At 65.4% G+C, this 26078-nt stretch carries 28 protein-coding genes and 3 tRNA genes; 8 read left to right on the forward strand and 23 right to left on the reverse strand.

All coding sequences use genetic code 11. From position 1 onward, the window contains the following. Nucleotides 1-9: 9 nt before the first annotated feature. The 14 genes from CK498_RS24065 to CK498_RS24130 all read right to left on the reverse strand — a co-directional run bounded on the left by CK498_RS24065 (nucleotide 10) and on the right by CK498_RS24130 (nucleotide 11529). Nucleotides 10-1371, reverse strand: coding sequence for an STY4528 family pathogenicity island replication protein (locus CK498_RS24065; protein ID WP_095623385.1), 1362 nt, complete (start codon nucleotides 1369-1371; stop codon nucleotides 10-12). Further along, entirely contained in the window at nucleotides 1371-1973 is a 603-nt protein-coding gene (locus tag CK498_RS24070) for a DUF2857 domain-containing protein (RefSeq protein ID WP_095623386.1), read from the reverse strand. The genes CK498_RS24065 and CK498_RS24070 overlap by 1 nt, the downstream gene beginning before the upstream one ends. Then, the gene (locus CK498_RS24075; protein WP_095623387.1) at nucleotides 1970-3859 is read right to left on the reverse strand and encodes a ParB family protein; all 1890 of its coding nucleotides are present in this window, start codon (nucleotides 3857-3859) and stop codon (nucleotides 1970-1972) included. The genes CK498_RS24070 and CK498_RS24075 overlap by 4 nt, the downstream gene beginning before the upstream one ends. 48 nt (nucleotides 3860-3907) lie before the next feature. Beyond that, a complete protein-coding gene (locus tag CK498_RS24080) occupies nucleotides 3908-4144 on the reverse strand; it encodes a hypothetical protein (RefSeq protein ID WP_095623388.1) in 237 nt (78 codons plus the stop codon). Further along, nucleotides 4137-4517: a DUF7673 family protein gene (locus CK498_RS24085; RefSeq protein ID WP_095623389.1), complete on the reverse strand. Its 381-nt coding sequence runs from the start codon at nucleotides 4515-4517 to the stop codon at nucleotides 4137-4139. The genes CK498_RS24080 and CK498_RS24085 overlap by 8 nt, the downstream gene beginning before the upstream one ends. Continuing rightward, complete coding sequence (dnaB, locus tag CK498_RS24090; protein WP_095623390.1) at nucleotides 4514-5917, reverse strand: replicative DNA helicase; 1404 nt, start codon at nucleotides 5915-5917, stop codon at nucleotides 4514-4516. The genes CK498_RS24085 and dnaB overlap by 4 nt, the downstream gene beginning before the upstream one ends. After that, on the reverse strand, nucleotides 5904-6770 hold the full coding sequence (locus tag CK498_RS24095) for a ParA family protein (protein ID WP_095623391.1): 867 nt from the start codon (nucleotides 6768-6770) through the stop codon (nucleotides 5904-5906). The genes dnaB and CK498_RS24095 overlap by 14 nt, the downstream gene beginning before the upstream one ends. A 140-nt stretch (nucleotides 6771-6910) precedes the next feature. Next, nucleotides 6911-6986 (reverse strand) — tRNA-Thr (locus tag CK498_RS24100). Between the two features lie 57 nt (nucleotides 6987-7043). Further along, nucleotides 7044-7118, reverse strand: a tRNA-Gln gene (locus tag CK498_RS24105). Nucleotides 7119-7124: 6 nt separating this feature from the next. Then, nucleotides 7125-7200, reverse strand: a tRNA-Phe gene (locus tag CK498_RS24110). A gap of 83 nt (nucleotides 7201-7283) precedes the next feature. Beyond that, nucleotides 7284-7556, reverse strand: coding sequence for an oxidative damage protection protein (locus tag CK498_RS24115; RefSeq protein ID WP_095623392.1), 273 nt, complete (start codon nucleotides 7554-7556; stop codon nucleotides 7284-7286). A 23-nt stretch (nucleotides 7557-7579) separates the two neighbouring features. Continuing rightward, complete coding sequence (gene mutY / locus CK498_RS24120) at nucleotides 7580-8662, reverse strand: A/G-specific adenine glycosylase (RefSeq protein WP_095623393.1); 1083 nt, start codon at nucleotides 8660-8662, stop codon at nucleotides 7580-7582. 78 nt (nucleotides 8663-8740) lie between these two features. Further along, entirely contained in the window at nucleotides 8741-11077 is a 2337-nt protein-coding gene (locus CK498_RS24125; protein WP_095623394.1) for an AsmA family protein, read from the reverse strand. Next, on the reverse strand, nucleotides 11074-11529 hold the full coding sequence (locus CK498_RS24130) for an acetyl-CoA sensor PanZ family protein (RefSeq protein ID WP_095623395.1): 456 nt from the start codon (nucleotides 11527-11529) through the stop codon (nucleotides 11074-11076). The genes CK498_RS24125 and CK498_RS24130 overlap by 4 nt, the downstream gene beginning before the upstream one ends. 167 nt (nucleotides 11530-11696) lie before the next feature. Here CK498_RS24130 and hisB point away from each other — a divergent pair, with 167 nt between their 5' ends. The 5 genes from hisB to CK498_RS24155 all read left to right on the forward strand — a co-directional run bounded on the left by hisB (nucleotide 11697) and on the right by CK498_RS24155 (nucleotide 15128). Further along, complete coding sequence (gene hisB / locus CK498_RS24135; protein ID WP_095623396.1) at nucleotides 11697-12290, forward strand: imidazoleglycerol-phosphate dehydratase HisB; 594 nt, start codon at nucleotides 11697-11699, stop codon at nucleotides 12288-12290. 49 nt (nucleotides 12291-12339) lie between these two features. After that, nucleotides 12340-12981: an imidazole glycerol phosphate synthase subunit HisH gene (gene hisH, locus CK498_RS24140; RefSeq protein WP_095623397.1), complete on the forward strand. Its 642-nt coding sequence runs from the start codon at nucleotides 12340-12342 to the stop codon at nucleotides 12979-12981. A 76-nt stretch (nucleotides 12982-13057) separates the two neighbouring features. Then, a complete protein-coding gene (gene hisA / locus CK498_RS24145) occupies nucleotides 13058-13816 on the forward strand; it encodes a 1-(5-phosphoribosyl)-5-[(5-phosphoribosylamino)methylideneamino]imidazole-4-carboxamide isomerase (RefSeq protein WP_095623398.1) in 759 nt (252 codons plus the stop codon). A gap of 3 nt (nucleotides 13817-13819) precedes the next feature. Continuing rightward, complete coding sequence (gene hisF / locus CK498_RS24150) at nucleotides 13820-14593, forward strand: imidazole glycerol phosphate synthase subunit HisF (RefSeq protein ID WP_095623399.1); 774 nt, start codon at nucleotides 13820-13822, stop codon at nucleotides 14591-14593. 46 nt (nucleotides 14594-14639) lie between these two features. After that, on the forward strand, nucleotides 14640-15128 hold the full coding sequence (locus CK498_RS24155; RefSeq protein ID WP_229359205.1) for a hypothetical protein: 489 nt from the start codon (nucleotides 14640-14642) through the stop codon (nucleotides 15126-15128). 8 nt (nucleotides 15129-15136) lie between these two features. On the opposite strand, the gene CK498_RS24160 is transcribed toward CK498_RS24155, so the two are convergent. Further along, entirely contained in the window at nucleotides 15137-15730 is a 594-nt protein-coding gene (locus CK498_RS24160) for a YjaG family protein (protein WP_095623400.1), read from the reverse strand. A 49-nt stretch (nucleotides 15731-15779) separates the two neighbouring features. After that, nucleotides 15780-16076: an MGMT family protein gene (locus CK498_RS24165; protein ID WP_095623401.1), complete on the reverse strand. Its 297-nt coding sequence runs from the start codon at nucleotides 16074-16076 to the stop codon at nucleotides 15780-15782. Between the two features lie 65 nt (nucleotides 16077-16141). On the opposite strand from CK498_RS24165, the gene CK498_RS24170 reads away from it, so the two are divergent. Beyond that, entirely contained in the window at nucleotides 16142-16834 is a 693-nt protein-coding gene (locus tag CK498_RS24170) for a type 1 glutamine amidotransferase (protein WP_095623402.1), read from the forward strand. On the opposite strand, the gene mnmH is transcribed toward CK498_RS24170, so the two are convergent. The 6 genes from mnmH to CK498_RS24200 form a co-directional block, all read right to left on the reverse strand. Next, the gene (gene mnmH, locus CK498_RS24175) at nucleotides 16787-17908 is read right to left on the reverse strand and encodes a tRNA 2-selenouridine(34) synthase MnmH (RefSeq protein WP_095623403.1); all 1122 of its coding nucleotides are present in this window, start codon (nucleotides 17906-17908) and stop codon (nucleotides 16787-16789) included. The two genes, CK498_RS24170 and mnmH, sit on opposite strands and share 48 nt — an antisense overlap. Further along, nucleotides 17905-18942, reverse strand: coding sequence for a selenide, water dikinase SelD (gene selD / locus CK498_RS24180; RefSeq protein ID WP_095623404.1), 1038 nt, complete (start codon nucleotides 18940-18942; stop codon nucleotides 17905-17907). Before selD ends, mnmH begins: the two co-directional genes overlap by 4 nt. A gap of 46 nt (nucleotides 18943-18988) precedes the next feature. Then, on the reverse strand, nucleotides 18989-20368 hold the full coding sequence (gene radA, locus CK498_RS24185) for a DNA repair protein RadA (protein WP_095623405.1): 1380 nt from the start codon (nucleotides 20366-20368) through the stop codon (nucleotides 18989-18991). Between the two features lie 115 nt (nucleotides 20369-20483). Then, on the reverse strand, nucleotides 20484-20933 hold the full coding sequence (locus CK498_RS24190) for a copper resistance protein NlpE N-terminal domain-containing protein (protein WP_095623406.1): 450 nt from the start codon (nucleotides 20931-20933) through the stop codon (nucleotides 20484-20486). 105 nt (nucleotides 20934-21038) lie between these two features. Then, nucleotides 21039-22148, reverse strand: a complete 1110-nt coding sequence (locus CK498_RS24195; protein ID WP_095623407.1) for an alkene reductase — start codon at nucleotides 22146-22148, stop codon at nucleotides 21039-21041. Nucleotides 22149-22221: 73 nt separating this feature from the next. Then, nucleotides 22222-23106, reverse strand: a complete 885-nt coding sequence (locus tag CK498_RS24200) for an AEC family transporter (protein ID WP_095623408.1) — start codon at nucleotides 23104-23106, stop codon at nucleotides 22222-22224. Nucleotides 23107-23233: 127 nt separating this feature from the next. On the opposite strand from CK498_RS24200, the gene hisC reads away from it, so the two are divergent. Continuing rightward, a complete protein-coding gene (gene hisC, locus CK498_RS24205) occupies nucleotides 23234-24289 on the forward strand; it encodes a histidinol-phosphate transaminase (protein ID WP_095623409.1) in 1056 nt (351 codons plus the stop codon). Nucleotides 24290-24337: 48 nt separating this feature from the next. Here the strand turns inward: hisC and CK498_RS24210 are convergent, their stop codons facing one another. Further along, nucleotides 24338-25144, reverse strand: coding sequence for a substrate-binding periplasmic protein (locus CK498_RS24210; RefSeq protein ID WP_095623410.1), 807 nt, complete (start codon nucleotides 25142-25144; stop codon nucleotides 24338-24340). A 138-nt stretch (nucleotides 25145-25282) separates the two neighbouring features. On the opposite strand from CK498_RS24210, the gene CK498_RS24215 reads away from it, so the two are divergent. Then, nucleotides 25283-25672, forward strand: coding sequence for a transposase (locus tag CK498_RS24215; RefSeq protein WP_095623411.1), 390 nt, complete (start codon nucleotides 25283-25285; stop codon nucleotides 25670-25672). Nucleotides 25673-26078: the final 406 nt, after the last annotated feature.

The raw sequence follows: 26078 nt of genomic DNA on the forward strand, positions 1-26078 counted from the left end.
GCGGAATCGTTAATGGCTGCTGAGTGAGTTTTTCCCGCCAGCCGGCCATAGCCCCAGCTTGCGCAGGCACTGCTCTCGGGCCGCCTGGGCCTCCTCGGGAGACGTGGTGCTGGACGGAGTGCTCGATGCCGTGGGTGCCGCAGGCTGCCTGAGTGGCTGAGTCGCGGCACGAGGTGCAGACCGCTGCATGGCGGGTGGAGTGCTCTGACTCACACTGCCCGTTCGGCGTTCGGCCTGGGTCTTGGCGTAGCCGGTCGCGACGAACTCGCCGCCGATAGCGCGCTTGATCAGCCCCCGCAGGAAGCCTTTGGGGTTTCTCACCGAACCGCTGCTCACGCGGCCCGCCGCCTCATCGAGAATGGCTTGCTGGGTGTCGCCTGATAGCCCCGACATCAGCAGCTGAGTCGCCTGACGCTCGCTATCATCCAGCGAGAGACACGCCGGCCAGTGCAGGTTCACGGCTGACGTACCTGTAGGTTTTACACAGTGTGAAGTACGTACTGTACGTGGAGAACTGCCCGAGTTTTCATGGAGAACGGCATCGATAGCCTCATAAGCTCTTGATTCCAGACTTGGTTCTCGATGAAAACCGGGGGAGTTCTTGTGGCTCACCCTGCCGGGTTCTCGCTGAGAACTCGGCGCTTCCCCCTGGTTCTTCTGCTGAGTCGTGGTGGAGAACTGAGTGGCCTGACGCTTAGCCGGCGAGGGAGGCCGAACCTTGCTGGAGCGAGACGCCAGAGTATCGAGACGCGTCGGTAGCTCATGGAGTGCCCCGGCCTCCTGGAGCTCCTCGAAGACGATGGCGGCCACCGCCTTGACCACCTTGTTCTGGTGATTCAGACAGCGGCACACATACTCGACGTAATCGGCATCCAGCACCGAGGCCTCGGCGGGAGAGAGCGGCTCATCGTGCAGGATGTAGACGTTGCCGATGATGCGGCCATTCTGCGCGTTACGCGCCCGATGCCCGAGGCTCACCCAGCGGGTCAGCCGGAGAACGGCGATGACGCGGGCGACCGTGGCGCGCGAGGCCTTCTGCCCCGGAGCCCCCCGCAGCAAGGGCTGCAGCTCGTCGTAGGTCGGCACCGCGGTGGTTCGGTCCGGATTCACCAGCATCCGCATCATCTGCCAGCCGAGCTTGTCGACGTGCCCAAGACGCGGATCGAGCAGCAGCGCTCGCGGCACGGTCTCATGGGGATTTCCGAAAAACAGCAGCCCATCGAGGCCTGAAGCAGCCTCCCCTGGACGGTCCGTCTCGCCGTCCGGAACGGCAGACGCCGGGGGCTCTCCCCGGCGCTGGGTCATCTCAGAAGCCGCTTGGCCGATCAGGCGATCCAGCCCTTGTCGAGTGGCATCGTGCAGCTGCACCATCACCGCTCTCCTTCAGGTGCCATCCACTCTTCGGTTGGAGGTGCCGTGCGCGGCTGGCCGGGATCACCCCACTGCTTGATGAGGTGCCACACCACCGCCAGCGGAATGTCGGTCTCATCGGCGAGGGTGACCATGCCCTGTAGGTCATCGGTCGACCTGGGGTTCAGCGCAATATGCTGCCAGCGCTCCCAAGCATCGTGCTCGGCCTGCTCCGATGGCATCGCCAAACGCCCCTGCCGCGGCGCAATACCCAGCAGCTGACGCCGCGTCGAGCAGTCGTTACCGGTCAGGCCGAAGAAGGCCCCCATCATGCTGACGCTGGCCCCCAGTCTCAGGCAGCGGTCGATCAGGGTTTCACGATCCTGGTCGCGATCGATGCGCGCCAGAACCCCACGTAGCGCGGCATGATCCACTGAAAAGCGCGCCACCACAGGTCCCGCGCAGGCCAGCGAGTCGATGTCACTCGCTCTCAGGCGGCGAAGGGTGCGCAGCTCCTCCTCGCTGAAGCCGAGGGCCAGCGCTCGGCGCATGTTGCCCTCCCGAAGAAATCCCATGACCTGGCTGAGCAGCGCCTGATTCAGGTTGGCGGATGAAGAGCTCATGACTGGGCCTCCTGTTGTACCTGCAGGTGTTCACGAAGGCGGCGGATCAGCCGCACCAGACGGAAGAAGCGAAGCAGCACCGCATCGTCCCAGGCGCTCTCTTTCCCCTCTTCATAGTGAGTGCCGAACAGTGCTCCCCACAGGGTGGCGTCAGAGGGGTACTCGGGATTGAGCTCGCCGCGCAGGCTGGACAGCGCTTGCCAGGCGAAAAGCGCTCGGCGGTCGGCGGCGTCCGGCAGCGGGTTGAGGTCGAAGCCGATGCCGTCGTCATCGGCGATGACCACATCGCTGCCGCCGAAGCCGCCCCAGCGGGCAATGACCTGGACCAGCTCACGTATGCGGATGCGCAGCGAGCGGGGCTCATCCTCTACCCCTTCGATGAACCAGACGTCGGCAATGGGCGGGGTGATCTCGCCGGAGAGCACCGGTGCCGCCAGTGGAGCCAGCTGCTCGAAGTCGAAGCTGGGCACGCCGAGCTCACTGGCCAGGTGGTGGCGATAGCCGCGCTTTCCCGGGCTCTCTTCCCAGCTTGACTGGGTCAGCCCTTCGAGGCGGGCGGCCTGTTCGGCCTCCGTCCGAGCGGCGCCCTCGGGCCAGTCGATTTCCTCCTCAGAGAGCGCGGCCATGGGCGCAGGGCCAGGTACCGACGTCGGTTCTCCGAGCCCAGACACCACGGGAGACTGCGACTCGCTCAGCTGCTCCTTTTCACGCTCCAGCGCGGCGACCTGCTGGCGGAGCCGGAGCAGCTCAGCGCTCTCCGTCCGCCCCTCGTCGGGGTTCACGTTTCTTCCGCTAAGGGTGCGCGGCGATGGCAGCTGCTCGGTTTGCAGTTCAGGGTCAGGCGTGGGCGCTTTTTCCTTCGGGGCACCACCTGCTGCCGTATCAGAAGAGCTATCAGGCAGCGGTGGATAGAGCGAGGGCGGCTGGGCATCGGGATCGCGCATCTGCTGCAGCTCAACGTCCAGGGCCTCGAAGGCCTGATGCTCTTCCAGGTCCCAACGCCGCTTGCGATAGGTGACGATATTATCGAGGGTCAGCTCGCAGACGTTGAAGTGCACGCCCGTGTTGTCGGCCAGCATGCCGCACAGCCGATCCACCACGATGCCCCAGTTCATCTCGGTCTGACCCTCGTCATCGAACCAGGCCATGGTCTGGTGCCAGGCTTCGGCAAAGCCCTGGGGCTCGACCTCCTGGGTGCAGCGCTCCCAGATCAGCCGGCAGGCTTCCCGGTAGCTGATAAGCTTCTCGACCTGCGGCCTCCCCAGGCCGCTGTAGAGGGTGTTGGGCAGCGTGGGCAGCAGATGCTCGACGGTATAGAGCATCTTGCTGATATGGCTCTGGGCCACCTGGTAGCCGTCCTCCGACAGGCGCTTGACCAACTCGCGCTGCGATAGCGATTCACCGCTCTCCTCCTCGTACATCGCCTTGGCATCCATCACCCCCTTGGCTCGCTCGATCCAAAGCAGCTGGCCACGGTTGTCGTTCTCGCTGAGGTGACCCGTCAGCATCTTCACTTCCGACTGCCAGGGTCGGTATAGGGCATAGAAGGCATGGAAACGCGACTCACCGGTCTCCTCAAAGAGCTCGCGTAGGATCTGCAGGCGGGTATTGCCGCCGTCGCAGATGGTGTAGTGCTTCTCGCCCGGCCGCTGGGTCACCGGGGGCTTGTGCTTGAGACCCGCGGCACGGATCGAGGCCTTGATATCCTCATACTTGGAGTTCTGGACCTGCCGTGGGTTGTGCTCATAGGGCTTGAGCATGTCCAGGGTCACCCAGACCGCCATCTCCTGGTCTGGCGGCGTGACGGCGTCGACCGGCTGCCCCTGGCGCCTGGGTCCCGGCTGCGTCAGTCGGTCCCGCAGCTGTTGATCGGTAGGACGCTTCATAGGAGGGCTCCCTCTACGATAGACACGACGGAGGTGATGACAGTGGAATCACTCTTCATGGCGGTACCGCCTCTCCCACTCCGCACGGCGCAACTGGGAGCGCGCATTGAGCTCGGCGCGGCGGTCCTTGGTGGTGAAGGAGGTGAAGACCGGCGCACAGCCTGGCTTGCTGAATCGCAGGTGACCACCGCTGGTACGCTGCACTTCCCAGCCCTGGGTCGCGGCATAGCGAATCAGGCGCTGCATCCCCTTGCACCCCCGCGCTACGGAAAGCGACTTACTCATCTGCGGCCTCCTCGATCTCCCAGAAGCGTTTCAGCAAGGTGTCACCGCCTTCGATGAAGGTGTGGATCTCATGGCCGCTGTAGGTGGCCATCCGAATAACCGCGAGGGCGTCTGCCTGAAGGTCTGCATCGAGCCCTCGCAGCCGCTGCATCTCGAAAGGCCAGCGGTAGCCGTTGTAGAGCCCGAGCAGGAGGCGACGAAGATGGTGGGACTGACCGCTATGCCCCTGGGCCACACGGACCAGGTGCTCCAGAGCGGCAAGGCCCTGCTGTTCAGCCTCGAGCTGCCGCTGGCGAGTCTCGTGCATCACCTCGGCCAGGGCTTGGGAGAGCCGGGAACGGGGCTCCGGTGTGCGTACGCGGTGCTGGCTCATGGGGTCACCTCCTGGCGCTGCCACGCCAACGGCTTGAAGCGCGCCGACTCCCCCTGGAACGCCAGGTGCACGGTGCCGGTGGGCCCGTTGCGCTGCTTGCCGAGGATCAGCTCAGCCAGGCCGTGGCTGTCTTCGTTGTCGGGGTGGTAGACCTCATCGCGGTAGATGAAGGCGATCACGTCGGCGTCCTGCTCCAGGGCACCGCTGTCACGCAGATCGGCCATGCAGGGTCGCTTGTTGGGGCGGGTCTCCAGGGAGCGATTGAGCTGCGACAGGGCAATGACCGGGGCACGCAGCTCCTTGGCGGTCTCCTTGAGAATCCGGCTGACCTTGCCCACCTCGAGGGTGCGATTCTCGCTGCCCGGCTCCTGAAGCAGCTGCAGGTAGTCCACCAGGATCATGGAGGGGCGACCGAAGCGCCGCGTCATGCGGCGTGCGCGTGCCTTCAGGCTGGAGGCGGTGATGCCGGAGACATCATCGATCAGCAGCTTCCCTTCCAGCTGGGTGAGCCGATTGACCGCGGCGGTCACCTTCGGCCAATCCTCGTCTTCCATCTTCCCGGTGCGCAGCTTCTGCAGGGAGACATTGCCGAGGCTAGCGATCAGCCGGAGCATCAGCTGCGCTTCCGGCATCTCCAGGGAGAAAATAAAGACCGGGCCGGCAACGTCCTCTGCCGTCAGGGCATGCTCCGCGAAACCGAGCCCCATGGCGGTCTTGCCCATGGAGGGGCGACCGGCCAGGATGATCAGATCCCCTGGCTGCCAGCCCGCAGTCATGGCGTCCAGCTCGCTTAGGCCGCTCGGGATGCCCGTCACCCCACCCTGTGCATTGAAGGCCCGGTCGATGACGTTGATGGCCTCACCGAGCATCTCCTTCATGGAGCTCAGCTGCTCATTCCTCTCTTCCGTCAGGGCAAAGAGCTTCTGCTCGGCCTCCTCGATCAGCTCGGTGGCCGAACGGCCCTGAGCCATCAGGGCCTGCTGGTTCAGGGTGAAGCAGGTATGGATCAGCTGCCGCAGGGCATGGCGGTCCCGCACGATCTCAGCATAGGCCTCGACATTGGCCGCACTGGGCGTATTGCGTGCCAGCTCCGCCAGGAAGGCGAGACCTCCCACCTGTTCAAGCTGACGCGCTTCTTCCAGCGCCTCGGACACCGTCACGACATCCATTGGCTGGTCGCGCTCCGCCAGCCCTTGAATCGCCTGAAACACCAGGCGATGGGCCTGCTGGTAGAACATCGCCGGTGCCAGGCGGTCGGCAACCTCATCCCACATGGCGTTATCCAGCAGCAGACCGCCCAGCACCGACTGCTCCGCCTCCAGACTATGCGGCGGCAGGTAGCCGGCCTCCGGACGCTCCTCGGCCACCCGAAGTTCGGCCAGGTTCTCAATGGCACTCATCGTGGCAGCCCCCCTGCATGGCGGTGGTGCAGACCATGGCGTCGATCAACGGCAGCCACTCGGGGTTGAGCTCACAGGCCATCGCCTTGACCTGGTCGGCGGCGGCGGGCGACTTGCGGCCGGCGGGCCGTCGCGGTTCGAACTGATGCGCGGGAAGGCCCGCGCTGGCGGCCTGTCGGAAGGCCACACCGGCACGGATGGTGCTTTGCATCACGCTGACGCCCTGCTCGCCGGCGGCGAACATCTCCGCCAGCGTCTGGTGGATGCCCCGCGCATCGGCGGTCTCATCCAGACGGTTAACCAGGACGGAAACGGGGGGAACGGAGAGGTGGGTGAACTGGCTAAGCGCTTCGAGATCGCGCAGCAGGCCGACGGTGCCTCGCACGAACTCGCGGGCGGAGAGCAGCTCGGGGGTGATGGGTGAGAGGGCATGATCGGAGGCCAGGACGGCCATCTCCAGGGTGATGGAGCGTGCGCCCTGGGTATCAATCAGGATCAGGTCATAGCCCGACAGCCTGGAGAGCAGCTGGGCGAGACGGAAGCGGCCATCCGGCGCGTTGAGCAGCAGCTGAGGGAGCTGGCCGGCGTGATCGTTGGAGATCACCACATCCAGGTTGGGATGGGCGGTATGCGATATGACATGGGCAGGAGCGGTATCGCTGAGCGCGATCAGCTCGTAGGTGCCGCCGGGGGCTTCGGTGCGGAGGGGGTAGTAGCTGGAGAGAGTCGGCTGGCTGTCCAAGTCGATGAACAGGACCTTGAGGCCCGCATCGGCCAACAGGCCACCCAGATTGGCAGTGACGGTGGTCTTACCGACGCCGCCCTTGGTCGAAACAACGGAAACAACACGCATAACCTCACCTCGGTTCCAGATGGAATCAAGTGTGAGGCTGATGATCTGTAGCTATTTCACGAAGACGGCTTGAGCCACACCACAATTAAGGAGGGCTTCCACTTCTCTCTCGCAAGGTGCTGATTTTGAAGAGTTTGAAGTGGTGCCGGCACCAGGAGTCGAACCCGGGACCTACTGATTACAAGTCAGTTGCTCTACCAACTGAGCTATGCCGGCGCGGGCAACCCTTCAACTACTTGCATCCACTCGATGCTTCGGAAACTGGGTTGGCGATGGCTGGGGTACCAGGATTCGAACCTGGGAATGCCGATACCAAAAACCGGTGCCTTACCACTTGGCTATACCCCAGCAGCGTGGTGGCCAGAGACGGAATCGAACCGCCGACACGGGGATTTTCAATCCCCTGCTCTACCAACTGAGCTATCTGGCCCCTGCCAACGGGGACGTATTTAACTAGAATCCCTTCACCCCGTCAAGCCTTTTTAGATCAACCGGATGCCACGCCTGTCCGGGTCACTGGCTGGGGGGAACATAGCCCTCGGCCTGGTCGGTTTCACGGTTGTCGAGGAAGCGCTCGAGCTGTTCCATCAGGTACTCGCGCGCCTCGGGATCGAGCAGGTTGAGGTGCTTTTCGTTGATCAAACGGGTCTGCAGCGCCTGCCACTCGTCCCAGGCTTGCTTGGAGACACTGGCCTGGATCTCCTGGCCCTTCTTGCCGGGGAGCGGCGGCTGCGGCAGCGCCTCGAGTTCCTGTTGGTACTTGCGACAGAACACGGTCTGGCTCATGGGTCACTCCTTGCGATAGGCGTTCAGGCGTCGTCGAGATGTTGGGCGAGGCTGCCCAGCAGCGTCTTGACCGGCGCCGCCAGGCCAATGGTGACAGGCTCGGCGAGGTGATACCACAGCCGCCCCGGGGTGTTGACCATCTGCGCTGGACGGCAGGCGACCGGCTGCGGCGTGATCTGCAGGTGGAAATGGCTGAAGGTGTGGCGAAACGCCCGCCAGGCCGGTTCCCGGCTGGCCTCCGGGGCATGCACGTCGAGCCATGCCTGCAGGGCGTCAGGGTCGTCGAACTGCGGAAAGCACCACAAGCCGCCCCACAGCCCGGCGCCGGGACGCTGTTCGAGCAGCACTCGGCCCTCTCCATCGTGCAGCAGCAGCATGATGGTGCTGCGCTCGGGCAGCGCTTTCCTGGGTTTGGACTCGGGGAAGCGCTTCTCTTCACCGCGGGCATGCGCCACGCAGACGTCCTCGAAAGGACACAGCAGGCAGCTGGGCGTACCCCGGCGGCACAGGGTGGCGCCGAGGTCCATCATTGCCTGGCTGTAGTCAGGCAGGCGCGCTGCCGGCGTGTAGTGCTCAGCCAATGCCCACAGCCGGCGCTCTACCGCCGGGCGCCCGGGCCAGCCGGGCTCGGCATGCAGGCGGGTCAGCACCCGCTTGACATTGCCGTCGAGAATCACCGCACGATGCCCGGTGCTGATGCTGATGATGGCACCGGCGGTGGAGCGACCGATGCCGGGCAGCGCGGCCATGGCCTCGAGGCTGTGCACCGGGAACTCACCGTCATGCTGCTCGACTACCCGGCGCGCGGCCTTGTGAAGGTTACGGCCCCGCGCGTAGTAGCCGAGCCCGGTCCACAGGTGCAGCACTTCGTCCTGCTCTGCCGCGGCCAGGTGCTCGACGGTGGGGAAACGCGCCATAAAGCGCTCGTAGTAGGGAATCACCGTGGCGACCTGAGTCTGCTGCAGCATGATCTCCGAGACCCATACGCGATAAGGGGTCTTGTCATGCTGCCAGGGCAACGACTTACGGCCATATTCATCGAACCAGGCCAGCAGGCGCTGCTGAAAGGCATCCGGAGCGAGCACCGGGGATGGCATATCGGTCATTGGAGACTCATCCCTCGACGGGTGAAATAAAAAAAAGCGCCGACGGGTATGTCGGCGCAGGTGACTGACTTGCTAGCTTCAGTTGAACAGACCGCGCAATCCCTCGCGAAGTTCCCGCCCGGCGCCCTCATCGAGCCCTTCCAGGGCACCACCGAGGCGCTCTTCGATCTCTTCCACCGCCCGCGAGGAGGCTTCGTCGCGCAGAATCTCGCCCAGCGCGCTCTGGAAGGCAGAGCGGTCGAAACGGCACCACTCGCTGCTCTCCTCGCTCAACTGGCCCTCGCAGCGCACCGGTAGCGGCACGCGTTCGAGGCGCGGATTGACGCGGCAGGCGGCATCCGCCGAGTCGACCAGGCGCGCCGCCGCGCGGTAGTCAAATACCTGGGTTGCCAAATTGATCTCGCCGTCGCCGTCGAGGCGGATCCCGGGGATGCTGATCTCCAGGTCATCGTTGTGGGCCACGCCGTCGCGCACGGTGAAGCTCGCCTCGGCACGCTCGAAGCGGGTATCACTGCTCCAGTCGCGGCTCATCTCTTCGCCGTCCAGCGCCGCCACCACGCCACACAGTTCCTGGGAGACATTGACGTCGAAGAGCGCGCCGTCGTCGATGCGCAGCGCCAGGGTGCCGTGCAGGTTACGGGTCATCAGGCCGCGGTTGTCGCCGCGGGTGGTGAGATCGCCGTCGAGGCTCAGGCGTCCGCGCAGCGGCGACTCCTGGTCGGCCAGCGCGGCGTAGAGCGGCACCACCTGGACACGTTCGAGACGCGGCGCAAAGTCCCAACGCGGTGTTTCTTCGCGCTGGTCGAGTTCGCCGCTGGCGGCCAGGCTGCCGTCGAACAGCTGGCCCTCGAAGCGCGACAAGCGATGTACGCCCTCGCTGCCCTCGACGGCCAGCTCGGCATTGCGGATCACCAACCCCAACGCCGTGAGCCGCTCGAGGCTCAACTCGCCGTCGAGACTCAGCGGCGCCAGCCAGGCGACCGGCAACGCGGCCTCGTCGTCATCGGCATAGGCCATGCGGCCCAGTAGCTGGCGCAGCATGGCGCTTTCGGCGGCCGGTTCGGTGGGCGGCAGATAGGCGTCGAGGTCCAGGCGGTCGCCCTGCAGGTCGAACGTCAGCGAACGGCCGTCGAGCCCTGCCCCCAGGCGTCCGGTAAAGGTGCTGTCATCGACGACCATGGTCAGATTGGTGAAACTGAACCGCTCCAGGTCGCCCTGCAGCGGGCTGGTCAGCGCCACATCGCCGAGCGCCGCGTCGCTTGTGGTCTCAGGCAGGGCGTCGAAGCGCGCCAGCCATGGCCGCAGCGACAGCGGCGCCAGGCTCACCAGGCCGGTATAGCGCGGCGCATCGAATAGCTCGGTGACCGTCACGCTGCCGCTGAGATCGAGGTCATCGGGCCCGCTCAGTTCCAGGCTGCGCAGGTGCAGGTGCTGCTCGTCGAAGTCGAGATCGGCGATGAAGCCCAGGCTCAGTGACAGCGCGCGGTCACCGGCGGCGGGATGCACCAGGCTACTGTCGAGGCGGCCGCCGTCAATCTCCAACTGCCGAGTCTCGCTATTGGCCACCAGCTGGCGTAGTTCCAGGTTGGCCTGCTGCTTGCGGTCCCCCAACGCTGCCAGGGTGGTGCTGGTTTCGAGGCTGAGGTTCTCGAGCTCGTAGCGGCCGTCGCGCAGGCCCAGCCGCACCCGGCTTTCGCCGCGTACGCTGCTGACCCACTCGGGCTCGACCTCGTCGCTCTCCTGCCAGGCGGCATCGGGGTAGGCCGAGAGCCGGAAAGCGCTCTTGAGCGGGAAGGCGCGCTGCGGATTGACGTTGCTGCCACTGATGTCGAGGCCGGTGACGCGCAGCTGCAGGTCGCGTTGCCAGTCGCGATAGCGCACCTCGCTGCCACGCAGAGTGACGCTGGCGACATTGAGCGCCACACGCATCCCGGCATCCTCGCCCGCAGCCGGCCCGGCGGAGGCCGGTGCCAGCGCTTCGGCGGCCTCTTCGCTGCGCTCGTCGAGACGTTCGAGCAGCACTTCCCAGTTGCCCTGGCCCTCGGCGTCGCGATCGAGGTTGAGGCGCATGCCGTCGAGCGTCAGGCCCTCGATGGCGATTTCACCGGTGAGCAGTGGGGCAAAGGCCAGGCTGACTTCGGCCTTGTCGAGGGCAACGAAGGCCTCTTCGTCGCCGGCCTGATCCGGTAGCCAGGCCTCGGCGTCGACCACGCTAACCCCCAACCGCGGGTAGAACGACCACGACAGCGGACCGTCGAGGGTCAGCTCGAGGCCGGTCTGTTCGCGAACCACGTCGATCAGTCGCGGCTTGAGGTCGTTGGGGTCGAAGAAGGTGGTAACATAGACCACGGCACCGACCACCACCAGACCCAGTACCCCGATGACCGCCAGCAGGGTTCGCAGTAGCGCTCTCATTGATGTCCTCCCCGGGAACTGCGCGGATTAAGTTCGAAATAGTCGCCCTCGGGCGAGGCGCGATAGCCAAGCCGAGTCAGTAGTAGCTGGTCGCCCATCTGCAGGGTTGCGCTGGCCACCCGCAGCATGCGCCGTTCGGCGGCCGCCGCCTCGCCGACCAGCGCCAGCAGACGTGAACCGACGCCGCGTCGGCGGGTGGTCTTGCGTACACAGGTGTAGGCTAACCACCAGGCCTCGGCATCGATAATCACCGCTACCGCGCCCAGCAGGCGGCCATTGAAGCAGGCACAGCAGAACAGTCCTCCACCCTCGAGGTGATCGCGAATGAAATCGTCGGCGGGCGCAGGCAAGCGCTCGGCAGGTGCATCGGCATAGATACGAGAGAGGTCGAGGGCGGTCTGGTCATCCGTTGACCAGTCGCGGTGATCGACCCTGTGAAGCGTAACCGGCATGTTTGATCTCCCCTGGCCGGGACGGCACATCGGATCGTCCGTCAATGACCCGCATTGTAGCGGATGGGGCGACCGATTCTCTATAATGGATGGCTCGACCGCCGCGCCGTCGCCATGCGAAGCGTCCCGAATCCAGCCAATGCGCCCAGCGCAGGAGACTCAGCCCCATGACCGAGCGTACCGCCACGGTTTCTCGCGACACCAAGGAAACGCAGATCACGGTGAGCGTGAATCTCGACGGCCAGGGCCAGCTCAGCGGCGAGAGCGGCGTGCCCTTCCTCGACCATATGCTCGACCAGGTGGCACGCCACGGCCTGATCGACCTCGATATCCAGGCCCAGGGCGACCTGCACATCGACGACCACCATACCGTCGAGGATCTCGGCATCACCCTTGGCCAGGCCTTTGCCCAGGCGATCGGTGACAAGCGCGGCATCTACCGCTACGGCCACGCCTATGTGCCGCTCGACGAAGCGCTGTCGCGGGTGGTGGTAGACTTCTCTGGACGCGCCGGGCTGTTCATGGACGTCGAGTTCACCCGCGCCGCTATCGGCCGCCTCGATACCCAGCTGTTCTGGGAGTTCTTTCAGGGCTTCGTCAACCATGCCCAGGTGACCCTGCATATCGACAACCTAAAGGGCTTCAACGCCCACCACCAGGCCGAGACCATCTTCAAGGCCTTCGGCCGTGCCCTGCGCATGGCGGTTGCCGAAGACCCACGCATGGCCGGCCAGATGCCGTCGACCAAGGGCTGCCTGTGAGCAGCGATGCCCACAGCCCTCACCACCGTCCCCTCGTAAGGAGCGCCTCATGACCATCGCCGTGATCGACTACGGAATGGGCAACCTGCACTCTGTCGCCAAGGCGCTGGAGCATGTCACCCACGAGAACGTCGTCGTCACCCGCGACCCGCGCCGCATCCACGGGGCCACGCGGCTGGTGCTGCCCGGCCAGGGGGCGATTCGCGACTGCATGGGCGAGCTCGAACGCAGCGAGGTCAAGGGGCTGGTACTCGAGCTGCTGAGCAAGGCCGAGAAGCCACTGCTGGGTATCTGCGTCGGCCAGCAGATGCTGCTCGACGACAGCGAAGAGAACGGCGGCGTGGCCTGCCTGGGCTTCATGCCTGGGCGCGTGCGGCGCTTCCCGGTGGATATGCACGATGCCCACGGTAACCGCCTCAAGGTGCCGCACATGGGCTGGAACCAGGTGGGCCAGCACCAGCCCCATGCGCTGTGGGAGGGCATCGACGACGGCGAGCGGTTCTATTTCGTGCACAGTTACTATGTCGATGTCAGCGACGACGCCACGCTGTTCGGCACCACCGACTACGGTACTACCCAGGCCCACGTGGCGATCGGCCGCGGCCCGGTGTTCGCTACCCAGTTCCATCCCGAGAAGAGCTCGGCGGCGGGCCTGCGCCTGCTGGAGAACTTCGTCAACTGGACGCCGTGAGCCGAGCGCCACTGCCGCCGCCACGACGACTCATTCTGGATATGGCCGCCTGCCCGGGCGCCGAAGAGGACACGACATGCTGGTAATTCCCGCCATCGATCTCAAAGACGGCCAATGCGTCCGCCTCAAACAGGGCCGCATGGACGACGCCACCAGCTACGGCGACGACCCTGTGGCAATGGCCGCTCGCTGGGTCGAGGCCGGCGCGCGGCGTCTGCATCTGGTCGACCTCAACGGCGCCTTCGAAGGCAAGCCGGTCAACGGTGACGCGGTCACCGCCATCGCCCGCGCCTATCCCGACCTGCCGATCCAGATCGGCGGCGGTATCCGCACCCCGGCGACCATCGAGCACTACCTGGCGGCCGGTGTCACCTATGTGATCATCGGCACCCAGGCGGTCAAGGAGCCGGCCTTCGTCAGCGAGATGTGCCGTGCCTTCCCCGGCCATGTGATCGTCGGCCTCGATGCCCGCGACGGCTATGTGGCCACCGACGGTTGGGCCGAGGTCTCCTCGCTCAAGGCCACCGAGCTTGCCAGGCGCTTCGCCGGCGACGGCGTATCCAGCATCGTCTACACCGATATCGCCCGTGACGGCATGATGGGCGGCGTCAACGTCGAGGCCACCGCCGAGCTGGCCCGGGTCGGCGGCCTGCCGGTAATCGCCTCGGGCGGCGTCACCAACCTCGGCGATATTCGCGCGCTGAGCGCGGTGGCCGGCGACGGCATCCTCGGCGCCATCACCGGGCGCGCCATCTACGAGGGCAGCCTCGACGTTGCCGAAGCCCAGCGTTTGTGTGACGAGCTGGGCGACCAATTCACCCAGGCCGGGAGCTGATCCATGGGACTCGCCAAGCGCATCATCCCCTGCCTCGACGTCGACGCCGGCCGAGTGGTCAAGGGCGTCAACTTCGTCGGTATTCGCGACGCCGGTGATCCGGTGGAGATCGCCAAGCGCTACAACCAGCAGGGCGCCGACGAAATCACCTTCCTCGACATCACCGCCAGCCACGAGAATCGCGGCACCACCGTGGAGATGGTCGAGCGCATCGCCGGGGAAGTCTTCATCCCGCTGACGGTGGGCGGCGGCATCCGCAGCTGCGAGGATATTCGCACCATGCTCAACGCCGGTGCCGACAAGGTCTCGATCAATACTGCGGCGGTGACCAACCCGGAATTCGTGCGCGAGGCCACCGAGCGTTTCGGCAGCCAGTGCATCGTGGTCGCCATCGACGCCAAGCGAGTCTCCGCCGAGGGCGAGCCGCCGCGCTGGGAGATCTTCACCCATGGCGGGCGCAAGCCCACCGGCCTGGATGCCGTTGAGTGGGCACGCAAGATGGTCGATTTCGGCGCCGGCGAGCTGCTGCTGACCAGCATGGATCGCGACGGCACCAAGGCCGGCTTCGATCTCGGTGTGACCCGCGCGATCAGCGACGCGGTCAGTGTGCCGGTGATCGCCTCGGGCGGGGTCGGCACTCTCGACCATCTGGTCGCCGGCGTCATCGACGGCGGCGCCGATGCGGTGCTCGCCGCCAGCATCTTCCATTTCGGTGAGTACAGCATCCCCGACGCCAAGCGCTATATGGCCGATCGCGGCATCGAGATGCGTCTATAACCTGAGGGCAGACATGGACATGACACCACGGAAGGCCATACTCGCGATGCTGGTAGGCGTGGCAGTGTCAATCAGTTCAGCAGCAACCGCCGAGTCGTCACGGTTCGACTGGCCACCGACGCTCGAGCTCAACCACGTGCTGGTGCAGACCAGCCTCTATACCCGCCACTTCAACCCTCAGCCGGACCATACCAACCAGCAAAACCTGATCAGCGTCGAGCTGCACAACCCACACCGCTGGCTGGCGGGCACCGCCTGGTTCAAGAACTCCTTCGACCAGCCTACTTGGTACTTCTATGCCGGACGCGAATTCCCGCTATGGCGCCCCAGCGACAACCTCACCGTGCGCGCCAAGCTCACCGCAGGCCTGCTGCGCGGCTACAAGGATGAGCGCCAGGACAATATTCCCTTCAACCACTACGGCATTGCCCCGGCCGTCCTGCCCAGCCTCGGCGTGCAGTGGGGTCGTTTCGAGAGCGACGTGATCGTATTCGGCACCGCCGGCATGATGGTCACCGGCGGCATCCGCTTCTAGTCGTGATCTCAAGCGTCGTCGAGTGACAGCCCAAGGTTGCTGATCCCGTCGTTGCGCCCCAGTTGGCGCAGCGCCTTGAGCGTGTCGCGGTCGAGCGGGTGGCGCTCGACGCTGTCCAGCACTTCGCCCTGGAAGGCCTGCTCATCCTCCATCAGCGGGTGGCTGCGCACCAGCTCGGCCAGCCGCGCCTCGTCCTCTTCGCCTTCGCTCAGCTCGATGAAGGCGCGTACGCCGCCGCGCGAGCTGAGGCTGACCTCGAACACCGCTTCCTCGGCATCGCCGCGCAGAGTATCGAGCAGCGCCGACAGCGCCACCACCGCTTCCAGCGCCCGCCGCGCACCGAAGCTGTCATCATCGGCCGGCGGTTCGAGCTCGGCGAGCTTGTCAGCCTGGCGCTCGAAGTCGATCTTCGCCTCGCGCACCGCAAGCGACTCCCACACCAGGTCGAGAATCACCCGCAGGCCGCGCACGTCGCCGTGGCCGCTGTTCTCGGCATACAGGGCATAGTTGGGCAGCAGTCGTTCGCAGAGCGCGGCCATGAAGGCCTGACGTTGGCGCGGGCCGAGCTGGCGCAGGCGCTGATTGAAGCCGGGGGCGCTCATGGTATCTCCTTGGGGTAGCAATCTCGGCCACCGTGTACGAAAAGCGGGCTCAAGGCCACAGCAGCGTGGTGGGTACGCGGCCGCTGGCGTCGAACACCACGCCTTCGGCGCGCAGCTTGTCGCGCTGGCGCTGGGCCCCGCCGTGATCGGTTACGCGGCGCGTGGCGTTGATCACGCGATGCCAGGGCAGGCCGTGGCCATCGGGCAGATGGCGCATCGCCGAGCCGACCATGCGCGGCGTGGCACCCTCGGTCATCTTGGCGACCCGCCCGTAGGTGGTCACACGGCCGGCAGGAATCTGCGCGACGATGGTGTAGATCTGTTCAAGCAACGCAGCATTGGCCACTAGCCACCTCCATCATCTCGCCGCCGCTGGACAGCTACGCGTCGGCGTGTTCATCATGGATCGATATGCACATCTACTTTCTGCACCACGCCGACCACCTGGGTCCCGCACGGTTCGCCGACTGGCTGACCGGCATGGGTCACAGCTACAACGGCTGCCTGCTGCACCGCGGCGAGGCGCCACCGCGGCTCGAGGACTGCGATGCACTGATCGTGCTCGATGCACCACTCGACCTCGCCCCGCCCCACGCCGACTGGCTGAGCCGCGAGCGCAAGCTGATCCAGCGTGCGCTGAAGAGCGGCAAGCCACTGCTCGGCGTCGGCTTCGGCGCCGGGCTGATCGCCGAGGGCCTGGGGGCCATCGTCTCGCCGGGCACCTACCCGGAGCTCGGCTTTCACCGCGTCACCCTGGCCGAGGACAGCCCGTTCGACCTGCCCGAGCAGTTCGAGGCCTTCATGTGCCACCGCGACATCTTTGGCCTCCCTGAAGGCGCGCTACCGCTCGGCGCCAGCACCGCCAGCCCGGTGCAAGGCTTCAGCTGGGACGGCGGCCGGGTGGTGGCGCTGCAGTGCCACCTCGAAGCCACCGAGCCCAGCGTGCGTGCACATCTCGACGCACAGTCCGGGATGGCAACCGTCGCCAATCAGCGTTTCGTCCAGCCCCGCGACGAGATCCTCGCCGAACCGCGGCGCTTCGACCAGCTCGCCTCACTACTCGACCGCGTGCTGCTCGACTGGCTGCGCAGCGTGCCTGGCTGACCAGTCGCGGGCCGCGGCCAGGCAGCTGTCCCAGTCGCCGACATGGAGAAACGCCCGTTCGCCCTTCTCCAGCTGATGGCGGTACATGGGGTCATAGTACTCGGTGAGCAGCGGCGCCAGCCACGCCTCGTGGGCCTGGCGGTCGCCGCGGGCATGTTCGCGGAAGGCCAACTGCTGCAGGCGTTGTAGACGCGCCAGCCGGGCGCTACCGAGCCGCCTGGCGAGTCGTGCCAGCGACGAGGTCAGCTGCTTGCGCATCAGCGCCCAGCCCAGCCACTCGCCGAACTGCGAGCGATATACCTCCCACAGGTCATCGATGTAATCCTTGCGAATCTGCGCCAGCCGCCAGTCCAGCGGCATCTCGACGCGAACCCGCGGCGCCTGCTGCATGGCATGCCAGAACGCCAGCGGCACATTGACCGCACCGATATGGCGCGACTCGTCTTCTACCACCAGCGGCCCCGGCAGTGACAGCAGCCGGCGACCCATGTCGTGTTCGAAGTCGATCTGCGAGGGCGACTGCAGCGGATGGCGTCCGAACGCCGAGCCCTTGTGGCGCGCGCACGCTTCCAGGTCCAGGCCGCCGGGCAGGCGCTGAATCAGCGCCGTCTTGGCACAGCCGGTCAGGCCACCCACGACCAGCAGCGGCTGCTCGGCGGCGGCATCGATGCGTGCGCACAGCGCCTGGCGCATGGCCTTCCAGCCGCCGCGTATACGCGGCCGCTGCAGGCCGGCCTCGGCCAGCCACTGCTGGGCGACCTGGGAACGCAGCCCACCGCGGAAGCAGTAGACGATGGCGTCCGGGTGCCTGGCCAGCAGCCGCTGCCAGGCCTCGACGCGGCTAGTCTTGAGGCTGCCGCTGACCAGCTGCTGGCCCAGCGCGATGGCGCTTGCCTGCCCCCGCTGCTTGTAGGCGATACCCACCCGGTGGCGCTCCTCGTCGTCCATCAGCGGCAGGTTGACGGCACCGGGCAGGGCGCCCTGGGCAAACTCTACCGGGGCGCGCACGTCGATCAGCGTACGGCCCTCGCTCAGCAGGGCCAGATCGGGGGCGACCTGCGGTAGCTCGCTCATCCACTCACCCGAATCAGTACCGGGCCGTCGGCCTTGACCATCTCGCCGAACGGCTGCAGTTCGATGCCGTGGGCGCGACCGATGCGCTCGACGTCGTCTTCCCAGGAGGGGTGTACGGAGAGCAGCAGGCCGCCGGAAGTCTGCGGGTCGCATAGCCACTGCCAGTGCGCCTCGTCCATCGCCGGCAGGCTTTCACCCAGCGCCTGGCGATTGCGGTCGCTGCCGCCCGGCACCGCGCCCTGGCGGCGGTAGGCTTCGGCCTCGGCCAGGCGCGGCAGCTGCTTGAAGTCGATCCGCGCGGCCACGCCGCTGGCGGCACACACCTCGGCCAGGTGGCCGGCCAGGCCGAAGCCGGTGACATCGGTCATGGCGTGCACGCCCTCGACCTTGGCCAGCGCCACGCCGATATCATTGGCCTTGAGCATGGTCTCGCGGGCCAGCCCTTGATGGCCGGCCTGGAGCAGCCCGCGCTTCTCGGCGGTGGTCAGCATGCCGACGCCCAGCGGCTTGGTCAGGTAGAGCAGGTCACCAGGCTTGGCGGCGTTGTTGAGTTTGAGATGCTTGAGGTCGACCAGGCCGTTGACTGCCAGGCCGAAGATCGGCTCCGGGGCATCGATGGAGTGGCCGCCGGCCAGCGCCAGGCCCAGCTCGCGGCACACCGCCTGGGCTCCTGCCACCACGTCACCGGCGATGTCGGCACCCAGCTTGTCGAGGGGCCAGCCGAGGATGCCCAGCGCCATCACCGGCGTGCCGCCCATGGCATAGACGTCGCTGATGGCATTGGTGGCGGCGATGCGGCCGAAGTCGAAGGGGTCATCGACGATCGGCATGAAGAAGTCGGTGGTGGCGATCATTCCGCGGCCGTCGCCCAGATCGTAGACCGCGGCGTCCTCGCGCCCCTGGTTGCCGACGATCAGTCGCTTGTGACCGGCGCCAGGGCCAGCCTTGGCGAGAATGCTGTCGAGCACGTCCGGGGCGATCTTGCAGCCACAGCCGGCACCGTGGCTGTACTGGGTCAGACGAATGGCACTCATCGGGCTCTCCTTGCGGCAGTGATTGAATTGAGTCTAGCTGACGGCATCACAGCGCCTCGATCGCTTCGGCGAGCTTGTCGACGGCGATCACCTGCATGCCCGGCGGGGAGCTCTTGGGGGCATTGCCGCGCGGCACGATGGCACGGGTGAAGCCGTGCTTGGCGGCCTCGACGATGCGCTCCTGACCGCTCGGCACCGGGCGAATCTCGCCGGACAGGCCGACCTCGCCGAATACCACCAGTTCGCGGGGCAGCGGGCGGCTCTGCAGGCTCGACACCACCGCCAGCAGTACCGCCAGGTCGGCGCTGGTCTCGAGTACCTTGACCCCGCCGACCACGTTGAGGAACACGTCCTGGTCGCCGGTGAACAGGCCGCCATGGCGATGCAGCACCGCCAGCAGCATGGCCAGGCGATTGTGATCGAGGCCCACCGCTACGCGGCGCGGATTGCCCAGCGCCGAGTCGTCGAGCAGCGCCTGCACCTCGACCAGGATCGGCCGAGTGCCCTCCCAGACCACCATCACCAGGCTGCCCGAGCTCTGCTCCTCGCTACGCGACAGGAAGATCGCGCTGGGATTCTTGACCTCCTTGAGGCCGTGCTCGAGCATCGCGAACACCCCCAGCTCGTTGACCGCGCCGAAGCGGTTCTTCTGGCCGCGCAGGGTACGGAAACGCGAGTCGGCACCGCCCTCGAGCAGCAGCGACGCATCGATCATATGCTCCAGCACCTTGGGACCGGCCAGCGAGCCATCCTTGGTGACGTGGCCGACCAGCAGCAACACAGTGTTGGACTGCTTGGCAAAACGGGTCAGCGCCGCAGCGGATTCGCGCACCTGGGCCACGCCACCCGGCGCCGAGGCGATGTCGTCGAGGTGCATGGTCTGGATCGAGTCAATGATCAGCACCTCGGGGCGTTCACGCTCGGCGACGGCGAGGATCGTCTCGACGCTGGTCTCGGCCAGCATCTTCAACCCCTGGGTAGGCAGCTGCAGGCGGTGGGCGCGCATCGCCACCTGCGACAGCGACTCCTCGCCGGTGACATAGAGGGCGGACTTGTGCTGGGCCAGCTTGCAGGCGGTCTGCAGCAGCAGGGTCGACTTGCCGGCCCCCGGGTGGCCGCCGAGCAGCACCGCCGAGCCCGGCACCAGGCCACCACCCAGCACGCGATCGAACTCGCCGAAGGTCGACGAGAAGCGCGGCACTTCACTGAGATCCACCGCCGCCAGGTCGATCACCTCACGCGACACGATCCCGGCGTAGCCGCTGCGGCCAGTGGTCGAGGGCGCGGCACCGGCACCCGGCCGCGCCGCTGCCAGGCGCACCTCGCTCAAGGTGTTCCATTCACGGCAGCTCGAGCACTGGCCCTGCCACTTGCTGTACTCGGCACCGCACTCGGTGCATACGAAGGCACTCTTCGCCTTGGCCATGTTGGCATCCCACGCAAACGAAGGAGCATTCTAGCAGCCAGGGCCCACGGCGCCGACTCCCGAAACGCAGCGGGGCGGCCCGAAGGCCGCCCCGCTGTGCTACCGCATGCGTCGTTTACTGACGCTGCAGCTGCAGCATGTCGTTATTCTCGAAGCGCCGACGCTCGGGGTCGATCAGTTCCAGGGTGGTATCATCCACGCGCAGGAAGTAGTAGATCTGCCCTTCATTATCGGGTGTCAGCTCGTAGACGGTGGCGTTGGGATCATCGGCACTACCGCTGAGGACTTCCCAATTACCTGTGTAGTTCTCGCTGGGCGGGTCCTGGGGATGCTCGCGATAACTGGCCTCGAGGGCGAAGGTACGCTCCTCGTCGGCGCTCTGTTCATCACCCATCATCCGCACGTCGATATCGATACCCGCGCAATTGCGGCAAGGGAGCGTGCCCTGATAGACCGCCTCCCCGTCTGCGGCCATATCCGGCGCGGGGCCTTCCGTCGGACCGGCGGCACAGCCCGCCATCACGGCAAGCACGGCGGAACCGGCCAGCAACGTCCTGATTCGCATGAGAGTCCTCCTAACCATTGGGCCTAAGTGTCGCGAACCGCGACCACTACCTGACAGCATAACCGACAAGCAAGGCGCGCGGACAGTTCCGCGCGCCTACTGCGTTCAAGCAGTGGCTTCGGCCAGTCGTGGGTAATCGGTGTAGCCTTCGCTTCCACCACCATAGAATGTCGCCGGATCCGGCTGATTGAGCTCGGCGTCCTCGGCAAAACGCTCGACCAGATCGGGGTTGGCAATGTACGGCCTGCCGAAGGCCGCGGCATCGCCCAGGTCGTTCTCGATCAACGCCTCAGCGCGCGACGCCGTATAGTGACCGCAGTAGATCAGGCTGCCGCTGAAACGCTCACGCAGTCCACGACGGAAGTCGTCGCTCAACTGCGGCCCTTCGCCGGTCCAGTCCGGCTCGTTGATATGCACATAGGCGATACCACGGCGCGACAGCTGCTCGGCCAGATAGTCACTCATCGCCTGGGGCTCATCGTCCTGGAGTCCGAAGATCTCGATGAACGGCGATAGACGAATACCCACACGACCGGCGCCCATTACCTCGCAAACCGCATCGACCACTTCCAGGACCAGCCGCGCGCGATTCACCACGCTGCCACCATAGCGATCGTTGCGATGGTTGCTACCGGTGGCCATGAACTGCTGCAGCAAATAAGCGTTGGCAGCGTGAACCTCGACCATATCGAAGCCGGCGCGCTTGGCGTTGTGAGCCGCATGGCGATAGTCGGCGACGATCGCCGGCAGCTCGTCGGTCTCCAGTGCACGCGGTGTACTGGTCGGATGCTGGCCAGCGCTGCCGTCCTCGAACTCGATAAAGCAGTTGGCGCCTTCGGCGCGCAGCGCGCTGGGCGCCACCGGCGCCTGGCCGTCGGGCTGTACCGACTCGTGGGAAATCCGGCCGACGTGCCACAGCTGCAGGGCGATACGCCCACCCTCGCGGTGCACGGCATCGACCACGCCCTTCCAGCCGAGCACCTGCTCATCGCTCCATATCCCCGGGGTGTAGACATAGCCGCGGGCAGTGGGCGAGATATTGGTGGCTTCGCTGATGATCAACCCGGCACTGGCGCGCTGGGCATAGTAGCGCTGCTGCAGCTTGCCGGGCACACCGTCCGGCGTGCGCGCCCGGGTCAGCGGCGCCATGATCACTCGATTGGGCAGTTGGAGGCTGCCAACGGTCAGTGGCGACAACAAGGTCGAATAGGCCATCGTGATTCCCTGTAGTGGACGTGTGCCTGCATAGATGGAGATCGTTAGAGGGCTAATCAAGGCCTCGGTTCACTCATCCGCCGTAGGCGAACACCAAGCCAAGCACGATCGGTATCACCACCAGGCTACCCAGGTTGCCGATCAACACCAAGGAGGCGACTTTCTGGGGCTCCTGGCGATACTGCTCAGCGACCAGGTAGTTGAGTACCGCCGGTGGCAGAGCGGCAAAGACCCATAGCGTCGTCGCCTGCAGGCCGGTCAGATCGAGTAGCCAGACCAGCGGCGCAGCAATGATCAGCCCCGATAGCGGGCAGAGCACCGCCCCCAGTGCGCCGGTCTTCCAGTCGCCGAAGTCGATGTCGAGCATACGCACGCCGAGGGCGAACAGCATCAGTGGAATGCTCACGCTGCCCAGCATGTGCAACGCCTCCAGCAGCCAGCCAGGCAACGCCACACCGCTGAGGTTGACCGCCAGGCCGGCGATGCTGGCCAATACGATCGGCATGCGCAGCAGCCGCCACATCGGCGTGCGCGGATTGAGCATGTACAGCCCCACCGAGAAATGCAGCAGCATCTCGACGATGAACACCACCACCGCCGCGGGCAGTGCGGCCTCGCCGAAAGCCAATACCAGCAGCGGGATCCCCATGTTGCCGGAGTTGTTGAACATCATCGGTGGCAGGAAGGTCTTGGGCTCCAAGCGCAGCCACTTGACCAGCGGCCACAGCAGCAGCCCCGATCCCAGCACCACGATGGCCGCTGCCGCCGCAAGGCCGGCATACTCTTCCAGCGGCGCCTGCCCATCGGCGAGTACCGCAAACACCAGCATCGGGACGAACAGCTCCATGCTCAGCGTGTTGAGCCCGCGAATGTCCGGGGTGCGGAAGCGTCCATACAGCGTTCCGCAGCCGGCGATCAGAAACACCGGCAGCAGCGTGGCGAGAATTTGAGCAATCATCGAGCGATCCCTGTGCAGAGCGGCACAGCCTAGCATGACCGGTGCTTGCGCTGCGCCCGAGGCCGCGTCACCATGACCAAAGTGCTATCCACAGGCGCCCATGCGCCCCCTGTCTATGCGAGTGACCATGAGCAAGTTCTGGAACCCGATCGTCCGGGAGCTGACCCCCTACGTACCCGGCGAGCAGCCACGTGAGCAGCTGATCAAGCTGAACACCAATGAGAACCCTTACCCGCCGGCGCCAGGCGTCGAGCAGGCGCTGCGTGACTATCCCGTCGATCACCTGCGCCTCTATCCCGACCCCGAGGCCACTGCCCTGCGCCAGGCACTGGCCGAGGCCCACGGCGTCGAGCTCGACCAGGTGTTCGTCGGTAACGGTAGCGATGAGGTGCTGGCGCTGGCCTTCCAGGCCTTCTTCTGCCAGGACAAGCCGCTGTCGATGCCGGCCATCACCTACAGCTTCTACCCGGTCTACTGCCGCCTGTACGGCATCGACTACCGCACCCTGGCACTCGGCGACGAATGGCAGGTGCCGCTGGAGGCCTTCAGCGCCGACAGCGGCGGCGTGATCTTCGCCAACCCCAATGCGCCGACCGGCCACGGTCACGGCCGCGAAGCGATCGCCGCACTGCTCGAGCGTGTCCGTGACTGCGTGGTGCTGGTGGATGAAGCCTATGTCGACTTCGGCGGAGAGAGCGCCGTTCCGCTGGTATCCCGCTATCCCAACCTGCTGGTGACCGGCACCTTCTCCAAGTCGCGCAGCCTGGCCGGCCTCAGGCTCGGCTATGCCATCGGCTCCCGCGAGCTGATCGAGGGCCTGGAGCGCATCAAGAACTCGTTCAACTCCTACCCCATCGACAGCATCGCCAATGCCGCCGGTGTCGCTGCCCTACAGGACACCGAGCACTTCGAGGCGTGCCGCGAGAAGGTCATCACCACTCGCGAGCGCACCCGTCGGCGCTTGAGCGAGCTAGGCTTCGAGGTACTGCCGTCCCAAGCCAATTTCGTGCTCGTTCGCCACCCCCGGGTCGACGCCGCCCAGCTATTCGCCGGACTGCGTGAGCGCGCGATCCTGGTGAGACACTTCAACACCGAGGCGCTGCGCGACTTCATGCGTATCTCCATCGGCACCGACGATGAGATGGACAGCCTGATCGAGGTGCTGGAGTCGCTCTGTGGTTGAGGCCATCAGGGGCTGTGGGAGGACATCTCCGCGAGCCCCTCGTTAGTATCAACGCCAAGCCTCCACGATGCGCTGATACTCGCCACTCGCTTTAATCGCCTGGAGTCCGGCATCGAAGTCACGCAAACGTTGCTCGGTGCCGGGATTGCTCTTCAAGCCCGCGACATACTCTCTGCTAGCACCAAATTCAGGTAACTTGTCGAACTGCCCCTGCAGTCCCATCTGCTGGAGCACCTTGTCCCAGATCGTTTCGTAGCCCGCGAAGCCGTCCAGCCGTTCCCGTTGCAGCATGCGAAAGCCCTGCTCAATGCTATTGAGAGGGTACTTCGATATCCCCTCATACCCGTTCCACTCATCGCCTAAGTTGTAGTCCCGAACCATGCCGATGGTTTTGCCCTCCAGAGAAGCCAGTCCTCGCCACTCGATATCCGTGGCCCGATTGACGTACACCAGAAAGGCCGCATCATTCACCGGCGACTCGGAATAGGAGAAATAGGCCTGTCGCTCGCGGTTGATGCCGGTCGGATACAGCAGGTCGGCGTTACCCTGCTTGACGTTTGCTATCGCTCGCGCCCAGTGCGTGATCACCAGCTCAACGGTATAGCCCTGGGAATGAAAGCTCTCTCTCACGATATCCCAGCTATAGCCTCGGAACCCGCTAGTATTGCTCCCCGGGGGCACCACCACTTCTGAGATGGGAGAGCCCTGACCCTCAACGTAGAAACCATAGGGGGGGTAATCGTAGAGCGTAGCGATCCGCACTCTTTTCTCTTCCGCCTGCTCTTCTCCCGCGAAGGAGGTTGCCCATGCCATCAGGCAAAGCGTTGCCCAAAAGCCGCCTCGTCGCCATCGCATAGCCCTCCTCCCCGGTTAGCCGTTCTGCTTACCCACTCTCAGGAAAACGCAACATAAGTGTTCTTTACGCCATTCTAAGCTGCCATGAAAAAACCCCGAACACTAGGTGCCCATCTATTAACAAGTGGGCACCTATTCATGACTCCTCCAAGCACCGAGCGTGAGATTCGCCGCCGTGGTCGCTATGCCCCTTCCTTCCCGGTCAAGATCGTTGCGGCCTGCCTCAAGGGCGATGCCTCGATTGCTCAGGTCGCCCTGCAGCATGGGCTCAACACCAACCTCGTGCAGACCTGGATCCGCAAAGCCAAGCGCCACAGCCAGTTGCCAGTCGTGCCAGACTTCATGCCTCTGCCGGTGCCGCCGGTAGCGGGTAACCTGCCAGCGCCGATCACCACCGCCGGGGAGATCCGCATCGAACTGCCCTCGGCACACGGTACGATCACCGTGCATTGGCCAGTGACCAGAGCGGGGTTTCCCCATGCCCATGAAAAAACCCCAGCCTCTTCCGAAGCTGGGGTTTTGGTATAAGCGCCTGACGACCGGGGCGGCCTCCCGCTACTCTACTCGTCTCATCCTGAGACTCGCCCTTCGGGCCAGCTAAAGCGGTTCCCGTTTGTTCCCGACAAACGGGGTCCATGGGAAACCCCCAAACGACGAAGCCCCGACCAATTGGCCGGGGCTTCTGAATAAGTGCCTGACGATGACATATCTCGCATGGGGGTGAGACCGCCCAGCCCTTCGCGGCACCGCCGCGAGGGCGGTCGAACGCCCCGAGCTGGCGAGGGGCCGGCCCGCGAAGCGGCCCCACATATAAAGAGCCGGGTTTCCCCATGCCCATGAAAAAACCCCAGCCTCTTCCGAAGCTGGGGTTTTGGTATAAGTGCCTGACGATGACCTACTCTCGCATGGGGAGACCCCACACTACCATCGGCGC

It is taken from the genome of Halomonas salipaludis (genome assembly GCF_002286975.1).
Taxonomy (GTDB): Bacteria; Pseudomonadota; Gammaproteobacteria; order Pseudomonadales; family Halomonadaceae; genus Franzmannia; species Franzmannia salipaludis.